This window comes from Arthrobacter sp. EpRS71 (assembly GCF_001512285.1).
Taxonomy (GTDB): domain Bacteria; phylum Actinomycetota; class Actinomycetes; order Actinomycetales; family Micrococcaceae; genus Arthrobacter.
The window spans coordinates 838578-857499 of the sequence record NZ_LNUV01000003.1 but is presented as its reverse complement, the minus strand read 5'-3'; the positions used below and the strand labels follow the sequence as shown (position 1 = coordinate 857499).

Annotated in this window: 16 protein-coding genes; 5 read left to right on the top strand and 11 right to left on the bottom strand. The window is 62.8% G+C overall.

Annotated features, from left to right (window positions below; translation table 11 throughout):
• Positions 1-21: 21 nt before the first annotated feature.
• Positions 22-1617 carry an alkaline phosphatase D family protein gene (locus AR689_RS06700; protein ID WP_062068296.1) on the bottom strand — a complete coding sequence of 532 codons (1596 nt, stop codon included), beginning with the start codon at positions 1615-1617 and terminating at the stop codon, positions 22-24.
• Between the two features lie 133 nt (positions 1618-1750).
• Between AR689_RS06700 and AR689_RS06695 the strand changes: the two genes are divergently transcribed.
• Positions 1751-2161, top strand: a complete 411-nt coding sequence (locus AR689_RS06695; RefSeq protein ID WP_231745454.1) for a hypothetical protein — start codon at positions 1751-1753, stop codon at positions 2159-2161.
• Here the strand turns inward: AR689_RS06695 and AR689_RS06690 are convergent.
• The 5 genes from AR689_RS06690 to AR689_RS06670 form a co-directional block, all read right to left on the bottom strand.
• Entirely contained in the window at positions 2143-4575 is a 2433-nt protein-coding gene (locus AR689_RS06690) for an HAD-IC family P-type ATPase (protein WP_062068294.1), read from the bottom strand. The two genes, AR689_RS06695 and AR689_RS06690, sit on opposite strands and share 19 nt — an antisense overlap.
• A gap of 130 nt (positions 4576-4705) precedes the next feature.
• Positions 4706-5719, bottom strand: coding sequence for a hydroxyacid dehydrogenase (locus tag AR689_RS06685; protein ID WP_062068292.1), 1014 nt, complete (start codon positions 5717-5719; stop codon positions 4706-4708).
• Complete coding sequence (locus AR689_RS06680; protein ID WP_062068290.1) at positions 5716-6663, bottom strand: carbohydrate ABC transporter permease; 948 nt, start codon at positions 6661-6663, stop codon at positions 5716-5718. The genes AR689_RS06685 and AR689_RS06680 overlap by 4 nt, the downstream gene beginning before the upstream one ends.
• Complete coding sequence (locus AR689_RS06675) at positions 6660-7592, bottom strand: carbohydrate ABC transporter permease (protein ID WP_062068288.1); 933 nt, start codon at positions 7590-7592, stop codon at positions 6660-6662. The genes AR689_RS06680 and AR689_RS06675 overlap by 4 nt, the downstream gene beginning before the upstream one ends.
• 69 nt (positions 7593-7661) lie before the next feature.
• On the bottom strand, positions 7662-8975 hold the full coding sequence (locus tag AR689_RS06670) for an ABC transporter substrate-binding protein (RefSeq protein ID WP_062068286.1): 1314 nt from the start codon (positions 8973-8975) through the stop codon (positions 7662-7664).
• A 289-nt stretch (positions 8976-9264) separates the two neighbouring features.
• On the opposite strand from AR689_RS06670, the gene AR689_RS06665 reads away from it, so the two are divergent.
• The 3 genes from AR689_RS06665 (at position 9265) to AR689_RS06655 (ending at position 13595) form a co-directional block, all read left to right on the top strand.
• Positions 9265-11286, top strand: coding sequence for an outer membrane protein assembly factor BamB family protein (locus AR689_RS06665; RefSeq protein WP_062068284.1), 2022 nt, complete (start codon positions 9265-9267; stop codon positions 11284-11286).
• Between the two features lie 128 nt (positions 11287-11414).
• Complete coding sequence (locus AR689_RS06660; RefSeq protein ID WP_231745453.1) at positions 11415-12494, top strand: substrate-binding domain-containing protein; 1080 nt, start codon at positions 11415-11417, stop codon at positions 12492-12494.
• Between the two features lie 48 nt (positions 12495-12542).
• A complete protein-coding gene (locus AR689_RS06655; RefSeq protein ID WP_062068280.1) occupies positions 12543-13595 on the top strand; it encodes a PDDEXK nuclease domain-containing protein in 1053 nt (350 codons plus the stop codon).
• 21 nt (positions 13596-13616) lie between these two features.
• On the opposite strand, the gene AR689_RS06650 is transcribed toward AR689_RS06655, so the two are convergent.
• Complete coding sequence (locus AR689_RS06650) at positions 13617-14123, bottom strand: methyltransferase family protein (RefSeq protein ID WP_062068279.1); 507 nt, start codon at positions 14121-14123, stop codon at positions 13617-13619.
• A 117-nt stretch (positions 14124-14240) separates the two neighbouring features.
• Between AR689_RS06650 and AR689_RS06645 the strand changes: the two genes are divergently transcribed.
• Positions 14241-14849, top strand: coding sequence for a dihydrofolate reductase family protein (locus AR689_RS06645; RefSeq protein WP_062068277.1), 609 nt, complete (start codon positions 14241-14243; stop codon positions 14847-14849).
• A 113-nt stretch (positions 14850-14962) separates the two neighbouring features.
• On the opposite strand, the gene AR689_RS06640 is transcribed toward AR689_RS06645, so the two are convergent.
• The 4 genes from AR689_RS06640 to AR689_RS06625 form a co-directional block, all read right to left on the bottom strand.
• Positions 14963-16357, bottom strand: coding sequence for a phosphomannomutase/phosphoglucomutase (locus AR689_RS06640; RefSeq protein WP_062068275.1), 1395 nt, complete (start codon positions 16355-16357; stop codon positions 14963-14965).
• Between the two features lie 104 nt (positions 16358-16461).
• The gene (locus AR689_RS06635; RefSeq protein ID WP_062068273.1) at positions 16462-16665 is read right to left on the bottom strand and encodes a hypothetical protein; all 204 of its coding nucleotides are present in this window, start codon (positions 16663-16665) and stop codon (positions 16462-16464) included.
• A 52-nt stretch (positions 16666-16717) separates the two neighbouring features.
• Positions 16718-17461, bottom strand: coding sequence for a sulfite exporter TauE/SafE family protein (locus AR689_RS06630; protein ID WP_062068271.1), 744 nt, complete (start codon positions 17459-17461; stop codon positions 16718-16720).
• The gene (locus tag AR689_RS06625) at positions 17462-18901 is read right to left on the bottom strand and encodes an NAD-dependent succinate-semialdehyde dehydrogenase (RefSeq protein WP_062068269.1); all 1440 of its coding nucleotides are present in this window, start codon (positions 18899-18901) and stop codon (positions 17462-17464) included.
• Positions 18902-18922 lie beyond the last annotated feature (21 nt).

Below are 18922 nucleotides of genomic sequence, written 5' to 3'. Positions count from 1 at the left end.
CCCTTGATGGGTGGACCAGGGTCAGGCGAGGCCCGGCACACCGTCTTTGATGGTGAAGGACTTTTTGGTGCTGACGGGTGCGCCCGGGGTGGTGACGTAGTCCAGCACACGGAAGTCCGCCGTCATGGCGTCCTTGGTGATGCGCGTGTTCACGTAGCCGCGGTTGTCGTTGTAGAACTTCAGGTGCGGGTTCCACGCCATGGTGGGGTCGGTGGTGGAGCCGGTGCCGTCGCCGGTGGAGGTAATGGACGAGCACACCAGTTCCGTACCGACCACAGCCGAGGCAGGGTCTTTGTAGTCCACCTTGAGGTCGGTGGCCCAGTGCCGGTGAACGTCACCGGTGAGTACGACGGCGTTGCGCACCTTCGCGTCCACCCACCCTTGGGTGATGCGGCGGCGGGAGGAAGCGTAACCGTCCCATCCGTCCATGGAGACGTCGTCGATGTCCGGCGCCTTGTCCCGGTCCCGCTCGGCGAAGAAGACCTGCTGGCCCAGGATGTCCCAGCGTTGTGTGGAGTTCTTGAAGCCGTCCAGCAGCCACTTTTCCTGTTCGGCACCGGTGATGGTGCGGTTCTCATCCAGGCGCTCGGCGACGTTCTTCTTCCAGCCGTCACCGGCGAGCTGGTCATCCCGGTACTGCCGGGTGTCCATCACGTGGAAGTTGGCCAGCTGGCCCCACTGGATGGTGCGGTAGATTTTCATGTCGAACCCGGCGGGAACCGATGACGCGCGCAGCGGCATGTTTTCGTAGTACGCCTGGAAGGCAGCTGAGCGGCGCTGCCGGAAGTGCTCCGTGGTGTCGTTCAACTGGCCGGGGTCACTGTTCTCGGGGATCTCGTCCGCCCAGTTGTTGTCCACCTCGTGGTCATCCCACACCACCAGCCACGGTGCGATTGCGTGCGCAGCCTGCAGGTCGGCGTCGGCCTTGTATTGGGCGTGCCGCTGGCGGTAGCCCGCGAGGCTGACGGTTTCCGGTCCTTCGTGATCGCGGGGGTTGCCGCCGCCGATCACATAGCTGTCTTTCTTGTATTCGTAGAGGTAGTCGCCCAGGTGCAGCACCAGGTCCGGGTGATCCTCGGCCAGCCGCTTGTAAGCAGTGAAGTAGCCGTGCTCGTACTGGGCGCAGCTGGCGAACGCCATGGCCAAAGCAGCGGGAGTCTCGCCAGGGGCCGGGCTTGTCAGCGTGCGGCCAACCTCGCTCAGGTGCCGCCCGGTGCGGAAACGGTAGAAGTATTCGCGGCCCGGCCTGAGCCCTCTCAGTTCGACGTGCACGGAGTGGGCGCTTTCGATCCTGGCATGTTCGACGCCGCGGGCTACTACCCGGCGCATGGCCGGGTCTTCTGCCACTTCCCAAGCGACGGCGACGTTGCGGGAGGGCATGCTGCCCAGGCCGTCTTCGGCCACGGGGTTCACCGCCAGCCTGGTCCAGATGACAAAGCCGTCCGGCCATGGTTCGCCCGACGCGATGCCCAGCGTAAACGGATCGGTGCGGAGACCGGCGTCGTCCGCTGTTGACACCGCGACGGCGGGACTGGCGACGGCGGCGCCCGGCAGTGCGGCGACGAGACCGGCCCCGATGCCGGCTGAGATGAGGGATCTACGGGAGATGTTTTCCATGGCTTCGACACTAGGAAGCCCGGGTTGCCTGTGCCCAAGGGCGGCGTGAATCAGTGGTTAATTGTGTGACAAAAGTTGTTATCTCGGGCTGGGCCGGTGCCGGCCCTGAGGTGGGCTCGTCTATGCTCAGTTCATGATGACGGGGGAGATTCCTAAACGGCCTGGTGCGGTGACATTCGCGGTGGTGCTCATGTACATCGGTGGCATCGCTCAGATCATTCTGGGAATCCTGACGATTTTCCTGCGCTACACCCCGGAGGCGCAGTCCGGTGGAATCACCTTGCCCATCACCTTGCTGGGTGCAGGAATGATCCTGTTCGGCCTGATGGTGATCGGGCTGGCTTCCGGGGTTGCTAGGGGAAGCGAAGCAGCCCGTCGCGGCGCAACAGCGGTCATGCTGCTGGGCCTGGCCTTTGCCGTGCTGGACCTCATCATTGCCGCGGACGGAGATTGGTCGGCCGTCTTTTCCCAGTCCATCGCTACGGTGGCAGTGCTGGTGCCGCTGTGGGTTGGGCGGGGCCGCCGCTATTTCGAGACGCGCTGATGTAGTGCTTCCTGGGCGTCCCGGTACGCCACCCGGCGGTGAACGAAACGGACCACCTCAATCAGTGCGATGCACGCTACCGAGGTTCCCAGGACGAGCAGTGCCGTGGGCAGCGTCGGATCCGTGAACTGCAGGAAGTCCCGGGCAATCGGTACCGAATACACCAGGATCAGCCCCACCATCATTGCCCCGATGACCATCCCCTTGAAACGGGTGACCGGTCGCGAGAGCACCACCAGGATCCAGATGCCGATAATGGTCAGGATCAAGGTGGAGCCGGTCCGAATCTCCGCTTCGGGTATCTGCAGGTTCGCTGCGAGGCGGGCGTAGGCGGCAAGGCCCAGCGTCACCGAAACACCCGCAGGCACGGCGAAGGTGAGCGACCGCCTCAGGAAACCCGGGATGTAGCGCTGGGCGTTGGGCAGCAAGGCCAGGAAGAAGGCCGGAATCCCGATGGTTAAGCCGTCCGTGACCGAGAGCTGCCGGGGAAGGAACGGGAAGGGCAGCAGGAGGATGCCGAACGAGATGGCAAGGAACGTGGCGTAGGCGGTCTTGGTGAGGAAGAGCATGGAGACGCGCTCGATGTTGGCAATGACTTGCCGGCCTTCCGCCACCACGCTGGGCAGGTGGGAGAACTTCCCGTCCAGGAGCACCAACCTGGCCACAGCCTTGGTAGCGGCCGCGCCCGAGTTCATGGCGACGCCGATGTCGGCTTCCTTGATGGCCAGGGCATCGTTGACCCCGTCGCCGGTCATGGCTACTGTGTGGCCGGCCGACTTCAAGGCCACCACGATGCGCTTCTTCTGGTCCGGAGTCACCCGGCCAAAAACCACGTTGTTGTTGATGGCCTCCAGGAATTCCTGGTCGTCTTCCGGCAGCTCGCGGGCGTCAAAACCGTGCGGTGCGTCCAGGCCGACTTCCCGGGCAATGGCAGCCACGGTCTGTGGGTTGTCACCCGAAATGATCCGGACGTCAACGTCCTGGGCGGCAAAGTAGGAGAGTGTCTCGGCTGCGTCGGGGCGGATGTTTTCCTTGAACGTCAGGAGTGCAACGGGGACGGCATCTGCCGGAACGGTTTCGTCGTCCGTGGGGGTGCCATGTGCCAGGACCAGGGTGCGGCGGCCGGTGGTGGCCAGATCTGCGGCCCGTGTGGCGAGTTGCTGCAGCACGGGGTCTGCGGAGTTCTGAGCAGGGAAGACCATTTCCGGACCGCCGAGGATCCACATTCCATCCTCAAAGACCACCGCGCTCCACTTGCGGGCCGAGGAGAACGGCACCCGATCGGCAGGAAGATCAGAGGGCTGCTCGTTGAAATGTCCGGCCAGGCTGCGCGCTGTGGCGTTGGCGTCTTTCTGCACGCCGTACCAGGCGAGCACGGACTCCCACCCGGGCCGGACCGTGAGGGGATGGGCGGCGTCGAAAACAATGTCGCCCTGGGTGAGGGTTCCGGTCTTGTCGAGGCAAATAATGTCTACCCGAGCCAGGCCCTCCACGGCCGGAAGCTCCTGAACCAGGACCTGTTGCCTGGCCAGCTTCACCGCGCCCACAGCGAAAGTAATGCTGGTCATCAGCACCAGACCCAAGGGAACCATGGCGACGACTGAGGCAATAGTCGCTGTCGCTGCCTCTCGCCATGCGCCACTGGCGGAGGCTTCGGCCCACCCGCCTTGGGCAATCATCTGCGCGTTCAACACCAGCAACGCCACGGGACCCACGAACCAGGTGACCCATTTCAGTACCCGGTCGATCGAGGACCGGAGCTCAGAGGCCACCAAGGAGAATCTCTTGGCCTCCGCCGCGAGCGAGTTCGCGAACGAGTCCACGCCCACCCGGTCCACCACGGCTGAGCCCTCGCCTGCCACCACCACGGATCCGGAGAGTACCCGGCTGCCGTCGGTCTTTTCCACAGCATCGGATTCGCCGGTGAGCATGGACTCGTCCACTTGGAGGCCCCGTGACCCGGACACCAGACCGTCGGCCGGCACCTGGTCTCCAGCCCTCAGGACAAGGGTGTCGCCCAGTACAACATCGTCCAAGGCGATCTCTGCCTCTGATCCATCACGCATCACCCGTGCATGAGGGGCGTTCAACAGGGCCAGACGGTCCAAAGCCCGCTTTGCCCGGTATTCCTGGACGCTCCCGATGACCGCGTTCGCGATGGCGCTGAAGCCGAAGAGCGCATCCTGCCAGCGTCCGATCGCGAACAGAACAATGAAGCAGGCAAGGATGATGCCGTTGAACAGGGTGAGCACATTGGCCCGGACGATGCTCCACACGCTGCGGCTGGTGTCCTGGACAAACGCATTGGTCTGTCCGGCCGCCACCCTCTCGGCAACTTCGGCGCTACTCAATCCTTGCGTGGAGGCCGTCTTGTGCCGGACGGCTTCCCCTGCTTGATCCTTCTCGAGTTCCACTCATTCCCCCGTTGTTTGTGTCGCTTCAGGGATTGTCATTGGACAGGCCGTGCGATGGGAATGAGTATGCCAGCCGGGCGGCGTTAAGTCGCTGTCGCCGTCGGCCGTCGCTGTCCGGCTGGCATGGCCGTTAAGCCGTAAAGGCGAGGTCTTTGGCGTTGAGCCTGTGGAGGAGAGGTTCGCCGCGGGAGATCCGGCGCGCTTCCTCCATGGTGCTGACCGCCATGCGCTCCAGTTCCATGCCCAGTGAACCAGCCAGGTGCGGTGTGAGCAGCACGTTGGGATGGGTGTAGAAGCCTGAGTCCGCGGGCAGCACCCACGGCGTGGTGACGTCCAGGACTGCGTAGAGGTCGCCTTGTTCGATGCGTCCGAGCAACGCATCCTGATCAACCAGCTCGCCGCGGGCGGTGTTGATGAAGGTGGCTCCCGGTTTGAAGCTCGCCACCAGCGCCCGGTGGATCAGGTTGTAGGTGGACGGGAGCGACGGCGCGTGGAGGCTGACCACATCGCACGTGGCCACCAGCTCTTCCAGACTGAGACGTTCGACGCCGAGCGCGGCCGCCGCGGCCTGGTCCAGGAAGGGGTCGGAGACGAAGACCTTCACGTCGTAGGACTTCAGCAGGCGGATGACGTGCTTGCCGATCCTTGAGGCGCCAATGATGCCCACCCGCTTGCCGAAGTTGCCCATGTCCGGAAACACCTGGTCCGGCTCGATCTCCACCCTCTCTGTGTGGAGCTTGCGGGCGATCTGCAGGACTCTCTTGTTGGCCAGCAGGATCATGGCCACCGTGTATTCGGCAACCGGAATGGAGTTGGCATCGGCAGCCGTGCTGATTTCAAGGCCCCTTTCCCAACATTCCTCGCCCACGTGATGCCTTACCGTGCCTCCGGCATGGAGGACATGGGTCAAGCGCGGGGCCGAGGCCAGGGCAGCGGCGTCCAGCTTCGGGCATCCCCAGCCGGTGATGAGAATGTCCGTCTCCGCAAGGAGTTCCAGCGAACGCGGTGAGGTGAAGTCTGCCATGGGCCTCGGGCTGAGGAGCCGCAGCCCGGGTGCCAAGGAGTCCAGCCGGCGCTGCGGAAACACGCGGGATACGACGCCGGGACCCATGGCCAGCGCGACGTTCAGTGATGTGGTGGTCATTTGACGCTCCCTGCAGTGAGGCCGGACTTCCAGAAACGCTGCAGCATGATGAACGCCACCAGCAGGGGAATGATGGACAACAGAGAACCCGTGATAACCATTGGTGTGAATTCAGGCTGCGGTACCGAGTAGCCCTGCCAGATGGAGATGCCGACGCTGACGGGCAGCAATTGCTGGTCCTGAAGCATCACCAGGGGAAGCATGAAGTTGTTCCACACCCCTACGAACTGGAACAGGGCAATGGTGATGTAGCCCGGCATCATCATGGGCAGGCCCAGGGAGAAGAAGGACCGGATGGGTCCGGCGCCGTCCATGCGAGCGGCTTCCAGGGTTTCGGCAGGAACGTAGCTGGCCGAGTAAACCCGCGCCAGGTACACGCCGAAGGGGTTGCACAGGACCGGGATGAGGACAGCCCAGATGGTGTTGGTCATGCCCACCAAGGAAGCCAGAAGGTACATGGGCAGCACCGTGGCCGTGTTGGGAATCAGGACGCCCACCAGGACGAAACCGAAGAGCGAGTCTTTCCAACGGAACTGGAACTTGTCGAACGCATACCCGGCCATCACCGAAATCAGGCTTCCCAGCACGGCGCCAACACCGGCATACATTACGGAGTTACCCAGCCAGCGGAAGAACAACCCTCCGTCCTGCCTGGCCACGTTGGCGATGTTCTCGAACAAGGAGAAGTTCCCCAAGGCGTAGGCGCTGGTGCCGTACAGGTCTGCTGCGTTCTTGGTGGAGGCGAACGCCAGCCACAGGACCGGTACCACCATGTAGGCGGAGCCGATGATCAGGAGCCCGTTGACGGTGAGCTTGCTGGCGAAGCCACCGCCGCGGTTGGAGCTGCCGCGGCCGGAACGGGATCCGTTAAAACGGGATCCGGTGCGGCGGGAAGTTGCTGTGTCCGGGGTGGTGCGGGGGCGGGGGAGAGTTGAGGCGCTCATGATTTGTTCATCCTGGAGCTAAGGCGGGTGACGGCCAGGGACAGGACTGCGGCCAGTCCGGCGATGATGATGGAGGCAGCCGCGGCCTGGTTGAGGTTGTGACGGATGAAGGCCGCGTCATAGGCCCAGAGGTTGGGAACCCAGGTACTGGTGACTGATGCTGTGGCCTTGGAGATGATGGACGGTTCCGTGAACAGTTGCAGGGTGCCGATGATGGTGAAGAGCATGATGACGCTCAGCGCCGGAAGAATCAGCGGAAATTTGATGCTGATGGCCGCACGGATTTCGCCGGCACCGTCCACGCGGGCGGCTTCCAGGATTTCCCGGGGAACAGCCTGCAATGCGGTGAACAGAATGATGACGTTGTAACCGGTCCACTCCCAGACGCCGATGTTCACGATGGACGGAAGGACCATGTGTGCATCAAGGAAGTTGATCTGGATCCCGCCGCCTTGGAGAGCCTGGACCAGCGGGCTGATACCAGGGGTGTAGAGGTAGGCCCAAATGAGGGCGGCGATGACGCCGGGGACGGCATGGGGAAGAAACACCAGGAGCTGGAACAGCTTGCGTGCTTTGGCCACCGTTGCATCCAGGAGGAGGGCGAACACCACTGCGCCGCCCACCATGCAGGGAATGTAGATCAGGCAGTACAAGCCAAGGCGGGCGATGCCTTCCACGAACGTTTCGGACTGGAAGACCTGCACATAGTTCTCAAGTCCAACGAAGACCGTCTTGGCTTCCCCGAAGCCCAGCCCGGACTTCTGCTGCGAGTGGAAACTCAGCACCAGGGAGTAGATCACCGGTGCGATCATGGCGATCGCGAAGACCGCGAAGAAGGGAACCAGGAACAGCGCGGCAGTCCTTCCGCCGGTTCCCGCCAGTGCGCGGCCTTGGCGGCGCACTGTGGTGGTGAGGGCCTGGGTGGCCATGGGATTCTCCTAGCTTGGAGGGGGCCTCATCACGAGGCCCCCTGCCTGTGTGGCTATTCGGTGATGGAGTTACTCTTTGACGGAAAGGCCGGCCTGCTTCAGGCTTGCCACGGTGGCGTCCTGGGCAGTATCCACGGCGTCATGGATGGTGCCGCCGGTGGTCAACTTGCCGTAGGCGTCCTTGAGCGCAGTGTTGGTGATGTCCCAGTTGGGACCCCACTGCCAGCCCGGGGTGATGGTGCCGTACGCCTGGTTGAAGACCTCATAGATGTCGTTGCCGAAGTAGCTGGCGTCATACGCCTTCTGCGCCACCGGCGTCAGGCCCGGGAAGGCGAGAAAAGCGGAGCCGGTGTTGCCGCGGGCCTTGATGGCTTCCTGGCTGGTGGTGAGGAACTCGACGAACTTGGCGGCCGCGGCTGGATTCTTGCTGCTCTTGGTCACGTTGAAGCTGGATCCGCCATAGAAGGCGCCGGACTCGTTGCCCCACGTCGGCAATTCCGCAGCGATCCACTGGCCCTTCTGGCCGCTGGCCTCGGTGCGCTTCTGGATGCCCGTGGCGCTCCAGTTGGCACCCAGCACGCCAACTACGTTGCTGTTGGCCAGGTCCAGGCTCCACTCGTCACTGTAGGCCTGGCTGACCTTGACGATTTTCTGGTCAATGAGCTTCTGCCAGTAAGAGGCAACCTTCTGCGTGGCCTCGTCGTTGACGCCCACCTTCCAACTGTCACCCTCGGTCCCGAACCACTTGGCACCTGCCTGCCAGGCCAATCCGGCGCTCGCCGCTACCTCGTTGGGGTTGAAGCTGGCCAGGTAGGAGTCGGGTGCTACGGCCTTGAGCTTTTTGCCGGCCTGTTCGAATTCATCCCAGGTTTTGGGGATCTCGACGCCGGCCTTCGCCAGCATGTCCTGGCGGTACCACATGAGCATGGGGGCTGCATCGTACGGAAGTGCGTAGGTTTTCTCACCGAACTGGACCAAGGCCTTGGTCTCGTCCGTGAGCTTGTCCACGGTCTCGGCCTTGTTGATCAGGCCATCGAGCGGGACCACCTGGCTGTTGCTGACGAACTGCGGCAGTTGCGGGTATTCGATGGTGGCTACGTCCGGGCCGTTGCCTGCCGTGATGGCGGTGGAGAGCTTTGCGTAGCCACCGTTGGCACCATTGGGAATGGTTTCGAAGCTGACCTTGATTTTGTCCTGGCTGGCGTTGAACGCTTCAGCCACTTTGTCCATGCCTGCCAACGAGGACCAGAAGGTGATGGATCCTGAGGGATCTTCCGTGGGGGTGGGCGCTGCCGCCGGGGTGGGGCCAGTACCGCAGGCGGCCAGCAACAGAGTGCTGGCGGCCAAGCCAGCAACTCCGGCAAAGAGATGACGACGCTTCATGGTGTTCTCCTTTGAAGACTTGCGATGCGAAGAAGGTTTGTGTGGTTGGGGCCACATGAGGTGAATCCATGTAACCGCGCTGCTTCGAACATCTACAAGATTTCAAACATTTTCAAACATTGCTGAATGGTGCTCTCGTTGATCTGTAGCAACCTCATTAGGCAGACTTGCGGCCAGTTCTGTTTGAACGAACAGAAATGCTGGACGCTGTCAGCTTCACGCTGCTATGAATTCTGGACACCCGAAACGGCGACTACTGAAAAGCCATCACCTAAGAACAGGGATTCCAATGGAGAAATCGAACATCAGCAGACGGTCAGTCCTTCACGTTGGCGGAGCAGTTTCGCTCGCGGCGGCCATCGGGCTGGCAGCCGGCCAACCGGCGTCGGCATCCGCCCTCCTGGGGTCCAAGCCAAAGGCGACGGAAATCCTGGACCTGGGTCCCGCCGTCGTACAGTTCTCCTTGATGAGCGGCCTGCTGGTTGGCGATGTTCTGTACATCGGTTCCCGCAACCTGGAGCCGGTCCGGATCATTGCCTTCCACGTCCCCACGGGCAAGGTCATCGGCCAAACCGAACTCAGCAACGGCCACTCCATCCAGACGTTGGCCGCCGATCCTTCAGGCCGGTACCTCTACGCGGGTGTCCTCCAGAAGTCCACCGGCACACTGCCCAACCTCTTCCGCTGGGACCTCAACAGCCTGGCTACCAAGGCCACGGCGATCGGGTACATCGGAGACCGGGATGTCCGGGATATGAGCGTTGCACCCAATGGCCGGCTTTATGCAGTTGGCGGCGGAAGCGGCACCGCGCCGGCGCTCTGGGAGTACAACCCCGCCAACGGCCAGGTAGTGAGCCTTGGCATCCCGGACGCGGGAGCAACCTTGGCCCGCGCTGTGGCCGCGACCGACGCCACGGTGTTCTTCGGCGCGGGCAGCACGCTCAACGGCGGAAGTGGCGCCAGCCGGGCCTGCCTCTACGCCTACGACACAGCTTCCGCGAAGTTCACCAACGTGACTCCCTCCGAAATCCTGCCGGATCCCAGCATCCGCGACCTCGCAGTGGTGGGGGACAAGCTTGTGGTCAGCTCCGCAGGATCGTTGGAGGACGCCAAGATGGCCGCTCTCAGTCTGGCCAACCACTCGTCGTATGCACTGACCGTCTCGGAAGGCAAGGTGGCCAAGAGTTTCGCGGTGCTGGGGGACACCGTCTATTTCGCCAACGAGACCGGACTGCTCGCCTACTCGCTGGCAGCGAACACGATCGCTGCCGTGCCGTTTGAGGGCCCCTCCCTCGGGGAAGTTTGGGGTGTCGATTCCAGGGATGGCATGTTGCTGGTCACCTCGGGCTACGGCTTCGTAGCGGAGATCGACCCCGTAACCGGCGCCACCAAGACCACTGACCTCGGCGAGGCCGGCGCACCCTCTGATCCTCAATCGGTGATGGGGATCGCGGCAGGCGCAGGTTATGTCTATGTGGGCGGCAACGGGGTCATTGCACGCCGCTCGCTGAAGGATGGCCAGGTCACGAACATGAGCGCTCCGGGTGAGGCGAAAGACGCGATCGTGGTGGATGGCGCCCTTTATACAGGCCAGTACAGCGGTCAGGGCATCTGGAGCTACGACCCCCGGAACGGTAAGCCGATCACGCAGGTGGCTGACTTTCCCAAGGAGCAAAACCGGCCCCTGGACGTCTGCTGGGACGACAGCAACAAGCTTGTCCTGGTAGTCACCCAAGCGGACACCGAGGGCGGAGGTTCGCTGTGGACGTATGACCCGCGCACCGGCAAGAAGGGCTTCTTCGTCAACCCGGTGGATGACACCCAGTTGGTTCGTGCCGTTGCAAGCCGTGACGGCGTGGCCTACTTGGGCGGCGGCCTTCCGGACCTTGGAGGGGCGGGGACCGTGGTTGCCTTCGACCCCGTGAAAGGCAAGGAACTCTGGAGGATCGATCCCGGACAGAATTCCGGAGTCAGTGCCCTGGCAGTGCAGGGAAAGTACCTCTATGGGGTGTCCCGCAAGGGCACGGTGTTCGTCATCGACCTGCCCCAGCGCAAGGTGGTGCACCAAGCCGATATCACCTCGGTCAGCTACGGCTTTGCGGCCCTGGTGACCAACCGCGGCGCGGTGTATGGCGTTTCCAACACCCACGTCTTCCGCTTCGACCCGAAGACCTTCGAGGTTGCCACCGTGGTGGCCGACATCGACGGCGCTTGGTACAGCGGCTCGCACATTAACAACGACGAGGACGGCTACCTCTACACCATGCGGGGCCGGAACCTCGTGCGGATCAACGACCACCCCCGGCGGTAGCTGCCCGGCGTTGCGGGGCCCGCTTTGCGCTCTCTGGCGAGTATTTACCGCGCAGAGCAGGCCCCGCAACGCACGTGCATACGGTCACCTATGCTTGTTTGAACATCTGGATTCCGGAGAGGGTGGGCATGCTTAGCGGCGAACGCCACGAGAAGATTCTGCGCGAGCTTGAAATGCGGGGAACCCTGACCGTCAATGGGTTCGCGGAGAAGACCGGCCTGTCCACCATGACCATCCGACGGGACCTGACACAGCTTGCTGCCCAAGGGCTGCTGCGCCGGGTCCACGGTGGTGCGGTTCCCGTTCCCTCCGAACGGCCAGGCGACACCGTTCACAGGAGATCCCGCCAGCCGATCGCGACCCTGGGCCTCATTGTCCCGACCACGGGCTACTACTTTCCGGAGGTCATCCGCGGCGCGGAATCAGCCGCCAGGGAATTGAACGCCCGGCTGATTCTGGGGGTCAGCAACTACTCCGCGGAGGACGAACACCGGCAGCTCCAACGCATGGTGGCCAACTCCGTGGACGGGATACTGTTGGCAACCGCCGGGTCCCTTGAACCCGGATCTCCAACGTTCGAGCTGCTGTCCGGGCTGCGAATCCCCGTAGTGCTCGTGGAACGTTCAAGCCGGGTGTTCGAATCCGTGATGTCCGATCACAGCTATGGTGCCGAGCTTGCCCTTGAGCACCTCGCATCCCTGGGCCACCGCAGGATAGGGCTTGCCATCGCCACCAGCCCCACAGCGCCGTGGCTCCGTGAAAGCCACGAGCGCATGGTAGCCAAGCTGGGGCTCGAAACTGATGCGCCCATCATGGAATACGTTCGTTCAGTGGTGGGTGCAGGCAACAACCAAAAAGAGTTCGCGAAATTCCTCAAAGACTGCCGTCGCACTGGGACGCACGCGGCCCTGGTGCTCCCGGATGAAGAAGCCATCACGTTGATCAACCTCGCCGAGGAATCGGGGCTCGACGTCCCGGAGGACCTTGCGATCGTGGCCTATGACGACGAGGTGGCGGACCTCGCCCCGGTACCCCTGACCTCCATCGCCCCGCCGAAGCGGGACGTAGGCCATGCCGCCGTCGCCATGTGCATGGAACGACTTGCCGGCAAGACCGGCTCTGCGGCTTCGCCTGCCCTCCGCCGGGTGAGCCTGGCCCCGAAACTGATCATCCGGGAGTCCACCGTGCCGGGGGAGGACGTGGAGTAGGGGGAGCCGCTCTGAGAAATGTCAGTGGCGGTCAATAGGTTTGTGTGCATGACTGATTCGCGTGCCCTGGCTTTACCCGCAGATTACAAAGATCTCTTAGACGCGCTCAAGAAACGCGTGCGCGATGCGCGTCAGACCGCCCGTCGAACCGTCAACACACAGCTGATCGAGTTGTATTGGTCGATCGGGAAGACTGTGTTGGAGCGCCAGCAGGCGGAGCAATGGGGGAGCGGGGTCATGGGACGCCTGGCCGAGGACCTCCGTGCAGAGTTCCCGGAGATGAAGGGCCTATCGCGATCCAACCTTTTCTATATGCGGGGATTCGCAGCCGCCTGGCCGGATTCAATTGTCCAACAAGCCGTTGGACAATTGCCGTGGGGCCACATCACAGTGCTGTTAGACAAACTAGACATGCCGGAGGACCGGGATTTGTACGCTGGCGCCGCAGTTGACCACGGCTGGTCTCGCAACGTCCTGCTGAACATGATCATGAACCGGACGTTGGAAAGGACAGGCGCGGCGCCATCGAACTTTGTCCAACGGCTTGTTGGACAAGATTCCGAACTGGCCCAGCAGGTGGCCAAGGACCCCTACAGCTTCGAATTTCTCGGCCTGTCGGGGGAAGTCGCCGAACGTGACCTTGAACTGGCCCTTACCAGCCGAATCACTGAAACCCTCAGGGAACTCGGGCCGGGATTCTCGTTCGTTGGCCGGCAGGTCCACTTCGATGTCGATGGCGACGACTACTACGTCGACATGCTGTTCTTCCACATGGACCAGAACCGGTACGTCGTCGTAGAGCTCAAGACAGGAAAGTTCCAGCCTGAGTACGACGGCAAGCTGAACTTTTACGTTGCCCTTGTGGATGACATGCTTCGCCGGGAGCATCACAACGAAACGATTGGCATCCTGATCTGCGGCACTAAGAACGACCGCAGCGTCAGGTACAGCCTCGGGCGGTCAACCTCACCCATGGCAGTCGCCGCCTATACATACGACAAGCTCCCGGCCTCCGAACAGCAAGCCCTGCCCAACGAAGGGCACCTGGTCGCTGCGCTCGAATGGGCAGAACCTGACGAGGGACAGGCCGAGCCCACTTAGGCGGTACGGCAACGAGTGCGATTACCCCCGCCACGGCGTGAACCGCGGCCACCACCTTGGGACATGGCGTCGGTAGTTCAGGTATTGCTCGCCGTAGGACTCGGTGAGGGTTGGTTCCTCGTAGCCCTTCACAAACGCGACTACCGCGGCGAGGACAATCACTGCATAGATCACCAGCCCCCAACTTCCGAATAGCAGCGCCTGGCCCAGAATGATGCTCAGCACCGCGAGGTACATCGGATTGCGTACAAAGCGGTAGGCGCCCGTCACCACCAGCGTTTCAGTGGGAGCCACCGGAGCGGGCGTTCCGCGCTGAAGGGCAAATAAAGCGAAGGCGTGCAGGAGGAACGCGGCGCCCGCGGTAACAGCGACCCACGCGATCACCACCACCAACCACGCTGAGCCCCAGTCAAACCACCGCCAGCCGGAGATCAGTCCGGGAACGAGTCCTGCCACGATGCCGGGTGCGAGGAACAGGAAGAGAACCGTCCCGATCCACGCACGTGCTGGTGAGCTTGCCTGGGCCATGCGCGCCAGAATAGCCCCACCCGGCTTACCGCGCGACCCTCCCGCCAACTCGGCGTCCGGACTAGGATGACGCGCATCAAAGAGCGGCCTGGAAAAATTCACCAAGAGGAGCACACCATGGGAATTCTCTCCGTTGACCTTTTCATCACCCTCGACGGCGTGTATCAAGCGCCGGGCGGTCCCGACGAGGACACCTCGGGCGGCTTCGAGTTCGGAGGTTGGCAGGCGGCGTACTCGGACGAGGAGAGCGGCGAGGCGATCGTCGCGGGAATCGACCGGATGGACGCGCTGCTGCTGGGCCGCAGGACCTATGACATCTTCGCCGGGTTCTGGCCCAACCAGAGTGACCACATTGCCGACACTCTTAACGCCCTGCCGAAGTTCGTGGTCTCGCGGACCCTGACAGACCCTGGATGGACAGGGACCACAGCCTTGCCGGACGTTGCGGAGGTGGGAGCTTTGAAGGACAGATTCCAGGACATTCACGTCATCGGCAGCGGCGACCTCGCCAGATCATTACTCGAAGCAGACCTCGTGGACCGGCTCAACCTGTACCTCTACCCGCTCACGTTTGGTTCGGGTAAGCGCCTGTTCCCCGACGGAGCCGGCGAGCCCGCGGCCTTCCGCCTGGCAAAGCCACCGCGTGGCTTCGCGAAGGGCGCCGTAGCCCTCGTTTACGAGCGGGCCGGCGCCCCGGTCACAGGCATCGACATCAGCCAGGCCTAACAGCGCACCAAGTACTGCAAGCACAACAGAAGCGTTCGACGGCGGTGGCAACCCGCCGTCGAACGCTTCTGTTTGGTGGCCATTCGCCAGCCGGCGCCGCTGGTGTGGAGTGGCTACTTCCTGATCAGTTCCAGGACGTCATCCCGCATGCGGCCCATGGTCAGGGGATCGGCGGCTTCAACGTTGAGCCGAAGAAGTTCTTCCGTGTTTGATGCCCTGAGATTGAACCACCATTCGCCCGACTCGGCGATCACGCTCAACCCGTCCAGGTCATCGATGCGGACACCTTCCGTCTGATCGTAGGTTCTGCGCACGTCTGCAATGGCTCGGGAAACATCCGCCACTGTTGAGTTGATTTCGCCGCTGGCCGAGTACGGTTCGTACTGCCGTGCAAGGGAGGAAAGGGTGCCGGGCTGCTCACCCAGAGCAGCGAGTACGTGCATGGCCGCCAGCATCCCGGTGTCAGCGTTGTAGAAGTCGCGGAAGTAGTAGTGGGCAGAGTGTTCCCCACCAAAGACGGCGTCCTCTTCGGCCATTTGGGCCTTGATGAACGAGTGGCCTACTCGCGTGCGGACTGGCCTGCCGCCGGCCGCTTTCACGAACTCGGGCACCGACTGGGACGTTATCAAGTTGTGGATCACCACCGGGTTGCCCTGACCCGCTGCTTGGACCCTTGAAATCTCGCGCACCGCGATCATGGAGGTAATGGCGGAGGGCGTCACCGGGTGACCGGTCTCGTCCACAACAAAGCAGCGGTCCGCATCGCCGTCGAATGCCAACCCAAGGTCCGCGCCGTGGGCAAGCACGGCTGCTTGCAGATCCCGGAGGTTCTCCGGTTCCAAGGGATTGGCGGGGTGGTTGGGGAAGGTGCCGTCCAGCTCGAAATACAACGGGACGATGGTCAGCGGCAAAGCGTCCAGCAGTTGGCTGCCCAAGACGGCAGGTACGGTGAGTCCGGCCATGCCATTCCCTGCGTCAACTACAACTTTCAGTGGCCGGATCCCCGCAAGGTTTACGAGCGAACGAAGCTTGCGCGCGTACTTGCCAAGAACGTCGAGCGGGGCCATGGTCCCCACTTCGTGAGCCTCGGGATACCCTTCGTCCAGATAGCGTTGGGCGAGGTCCCGGATCTCAAACAGACCCGTGTCGGAAGAGATGGGGACGGCGCCAGCCTTGGCCATCTTGATTCCGTTGTACTGGGCAGGGTTATGGCTGGCTGTGAAGATGGCACCGGCTGCGTTCATGGCCCCGCACGCAAAATAGAGTTCGTCGGTGGCAATGAGCCCGAGGTCGTAGACGTCGGCTCCCCGGGTTGCGGCCCCTTGGGAGAACGCAGATACGAACCCTTTGGACGACGGACGCATGTCTCCGCCGCAGAACACAGACTTGCCGGCAAGGCCCAGGACGTCCACGAATGCTGCCCCGATGGCCTCTGCAACGTCATCGGTGAGGGAAACCCCCACCAAGCCACGGACGTCGTAGGCCTTGAAAGATGAGGAAAGATCCATAGTTCTCCTTGGAGGTACGCCTCAGTGATAGGAAGTAAACGGTATGTGTTGGAAAACCAACACTACCAGCGTCGCTCGAGCACACGAGACGCCACCCGTGGAACTCAGCGTTTACCGAAGTCGGTATCCGTGTAGGAGCCGACGCCCCGAACCGTGCTGTGGGCACAGCCGCAGTTGCTGTCAATTTCCAGCCGAACGGCCACAGCATCGGAAGCATCAATCGAGAGGGCAACAGGTTCCCCCTGGGGTGTGGAAACTCGCAGGGTACGTTCTTCTGATGAAGCGATCTTTGATGAAGCGAGGGACATGACAGTCCTTTCGAAGGTGGTGGTGGGATTCTAAAGTTGGTGGGTCGGGCGGTCAGCCCATTGCGTCCAGCACACCGCGAATGATGGTTGCTGCTGCTCCCAGGTATGCAAGGACAATCAGGAGAATCTGGGCGGCCTTGGTGGACACCCGCCTGGACGCGAGGTCACCCAGAACGAGTCCCACCAGGCAGGCGGCAGCGACCCCGAGCCACATGGTCATCGGCAGGACCGGAAACGAGGCTGGTGCGGTGACTGCTTTGGAGATCAGGGAAAAGGCGCCGATGGTGAAAAAGTAGGGCTGCATCGTGGCTGCGAATGACTTGTGCTGCCACCGGGTAGCTATGGAGTAGATGCTGACGGCCGGTCCCCCCACACCCGCGGCAGTGTTCATGAAGCCGCTGAGGCCACCCGCGGTCAAGAGGTAGCGGCGACGCTGGGGCAGGACAGCGGACTTCATGACCAGCAGGACTGTCAGTCCAACAGCAAGGGTCACCCCGATCGAAATCTCCAGGACCGGTGGCGGAAGGTACCGGACGAGGATTGCGGCCGGGATAATCCCCAGAAGAGCCGAGGCAGCGAGCGCTACATACCTCTTCCAGTCAATATCCCGCTTGACGCGGAAGATGATGGCACCCGCTGTCACGGCCCCGCACACGTTCACCAGCACCACACCTTCGGCGGGGCCGAGGAGAAGTACCAGAAACGGGGCCGCTACCAAGGCAAACCCCATACCGGTAACGCGTTGCATCCCGGCGCCCATCAGCACAGCGCCCAGAACAAGTCCGGTAGTCAGCATTCAGGGCTTCCAGGCCACGTACTGGACCTCCTCAAACTCCTCCAGGCCGAGGCTTGATCCCTCCCGGCCCAGGCCGGACTGCTTGGCGCCGCCCATGGGTGCGAAGGCCACGGACGGGAGAGGATCGTTGACTCCTACAATGCCTGCTTCGAGCTGTTCAGGGATGTCCCAGCCGCGTTTGGGGCTGCTGCTCCAGACGTAGGCTGCAAGTCCCATCTCGGTGGCATTTGCCTTCCTGATGGCTTCCTCTTCCGAGGAGAAGGTGATGACTCCTGCCGCGGGACCGAAGACTTCGTCGCTCACCAAAGGGGCGTCGTCGGGAACATCAGTGAGAAGCGTCGGTGCCATGAAGGAGCCTCCGCCGGGAACGTGGGTACGTTCAGTGAGGCGGCGGGCTCCGCGGCCAAGGGCATCGTCCACCAGGGCCTGCACAGCGGTGACGCGCTCAACATCAATGACAGGACCAAGATCCGGGACGGGTTCGTCGCCGTCTGGCACCCCATGCCCGATGGTCATGGCGTCGAATTTCGCGGCAAGTTTCCGGCCAAATTCGTCCGCGATGCTGTCTTGGACCAGGAACCGGTTGGCAGCGACGCAGGACTGTCCTGTGTTGCGGAGCCTTCCGAGCACTGCCCCCTCAACAGCGGCGTCCAGGTCTGCGTCCTCGAAGACGATGAACGGTGCGTTGCCGCCAAGTTCCAGCAGTGGCCTCACTACGCGTTCGGAGGCAGAAGCCATGATCTGCCGGCCAACCCCGGTGGAGCCAGTAAAGCTGACGGCGCGGACTGCGGGGTGCTTGAGTAGAGCACCGGTGATTTCGCGGGAGGGGCCGTGCACCAGGTTGACCACTCCAGCGGGGAATCCGGCGTCGTGCAGGATCTCGAAAAGGCCGGTGGCGGCAAGCGGTGCCTTCTCGGAGACCCGGCCCACCACGGTGCAGCCGGCCGCAAGCATGGCGGCGAGTTTGCGGGCCTGGATGGAAACTGGAAAGTTCCATGGGGTGAGGCTCAGGGCAACCCCAATGGGCTTGCTGGTGCTGAGGTGCCGGCGGCCCCGGAGTTCGGGTGGGCTGACGGTACCGGTTGTACGGCGCACTTCCTCGGCGAACCAGCGGAAGTACTCCACTGAGAAGTCCACTTCGCCTTGCGCCTCGGGGAGTCGCTTGCCCGCTTCCAACGCCAGGGTATGCGCCAGTTCGTCGCGGCGTTCGGACAACAGCGCAGCGGCGTTGCGGAGGAGGTCGGCGCGGGTGCGGGCAGTGGTTCGGGACCATGCGCCGAACGCTTCTGCAGCAGCGTCAGCGGCTTTGCCCGCGTCCTCGGCTGTTCCCCAGGCCACCTCGCCTACTGTGCTCCCGTTCCCCGGGTCTGTTACATCCTTGGCTGTTCCGCCCGAGTGCCAGTTTCCGTTGATCAGGTGTTGCGCTGACTTCAGGTTCACGGTAAATGCCTTTCGTTGGCT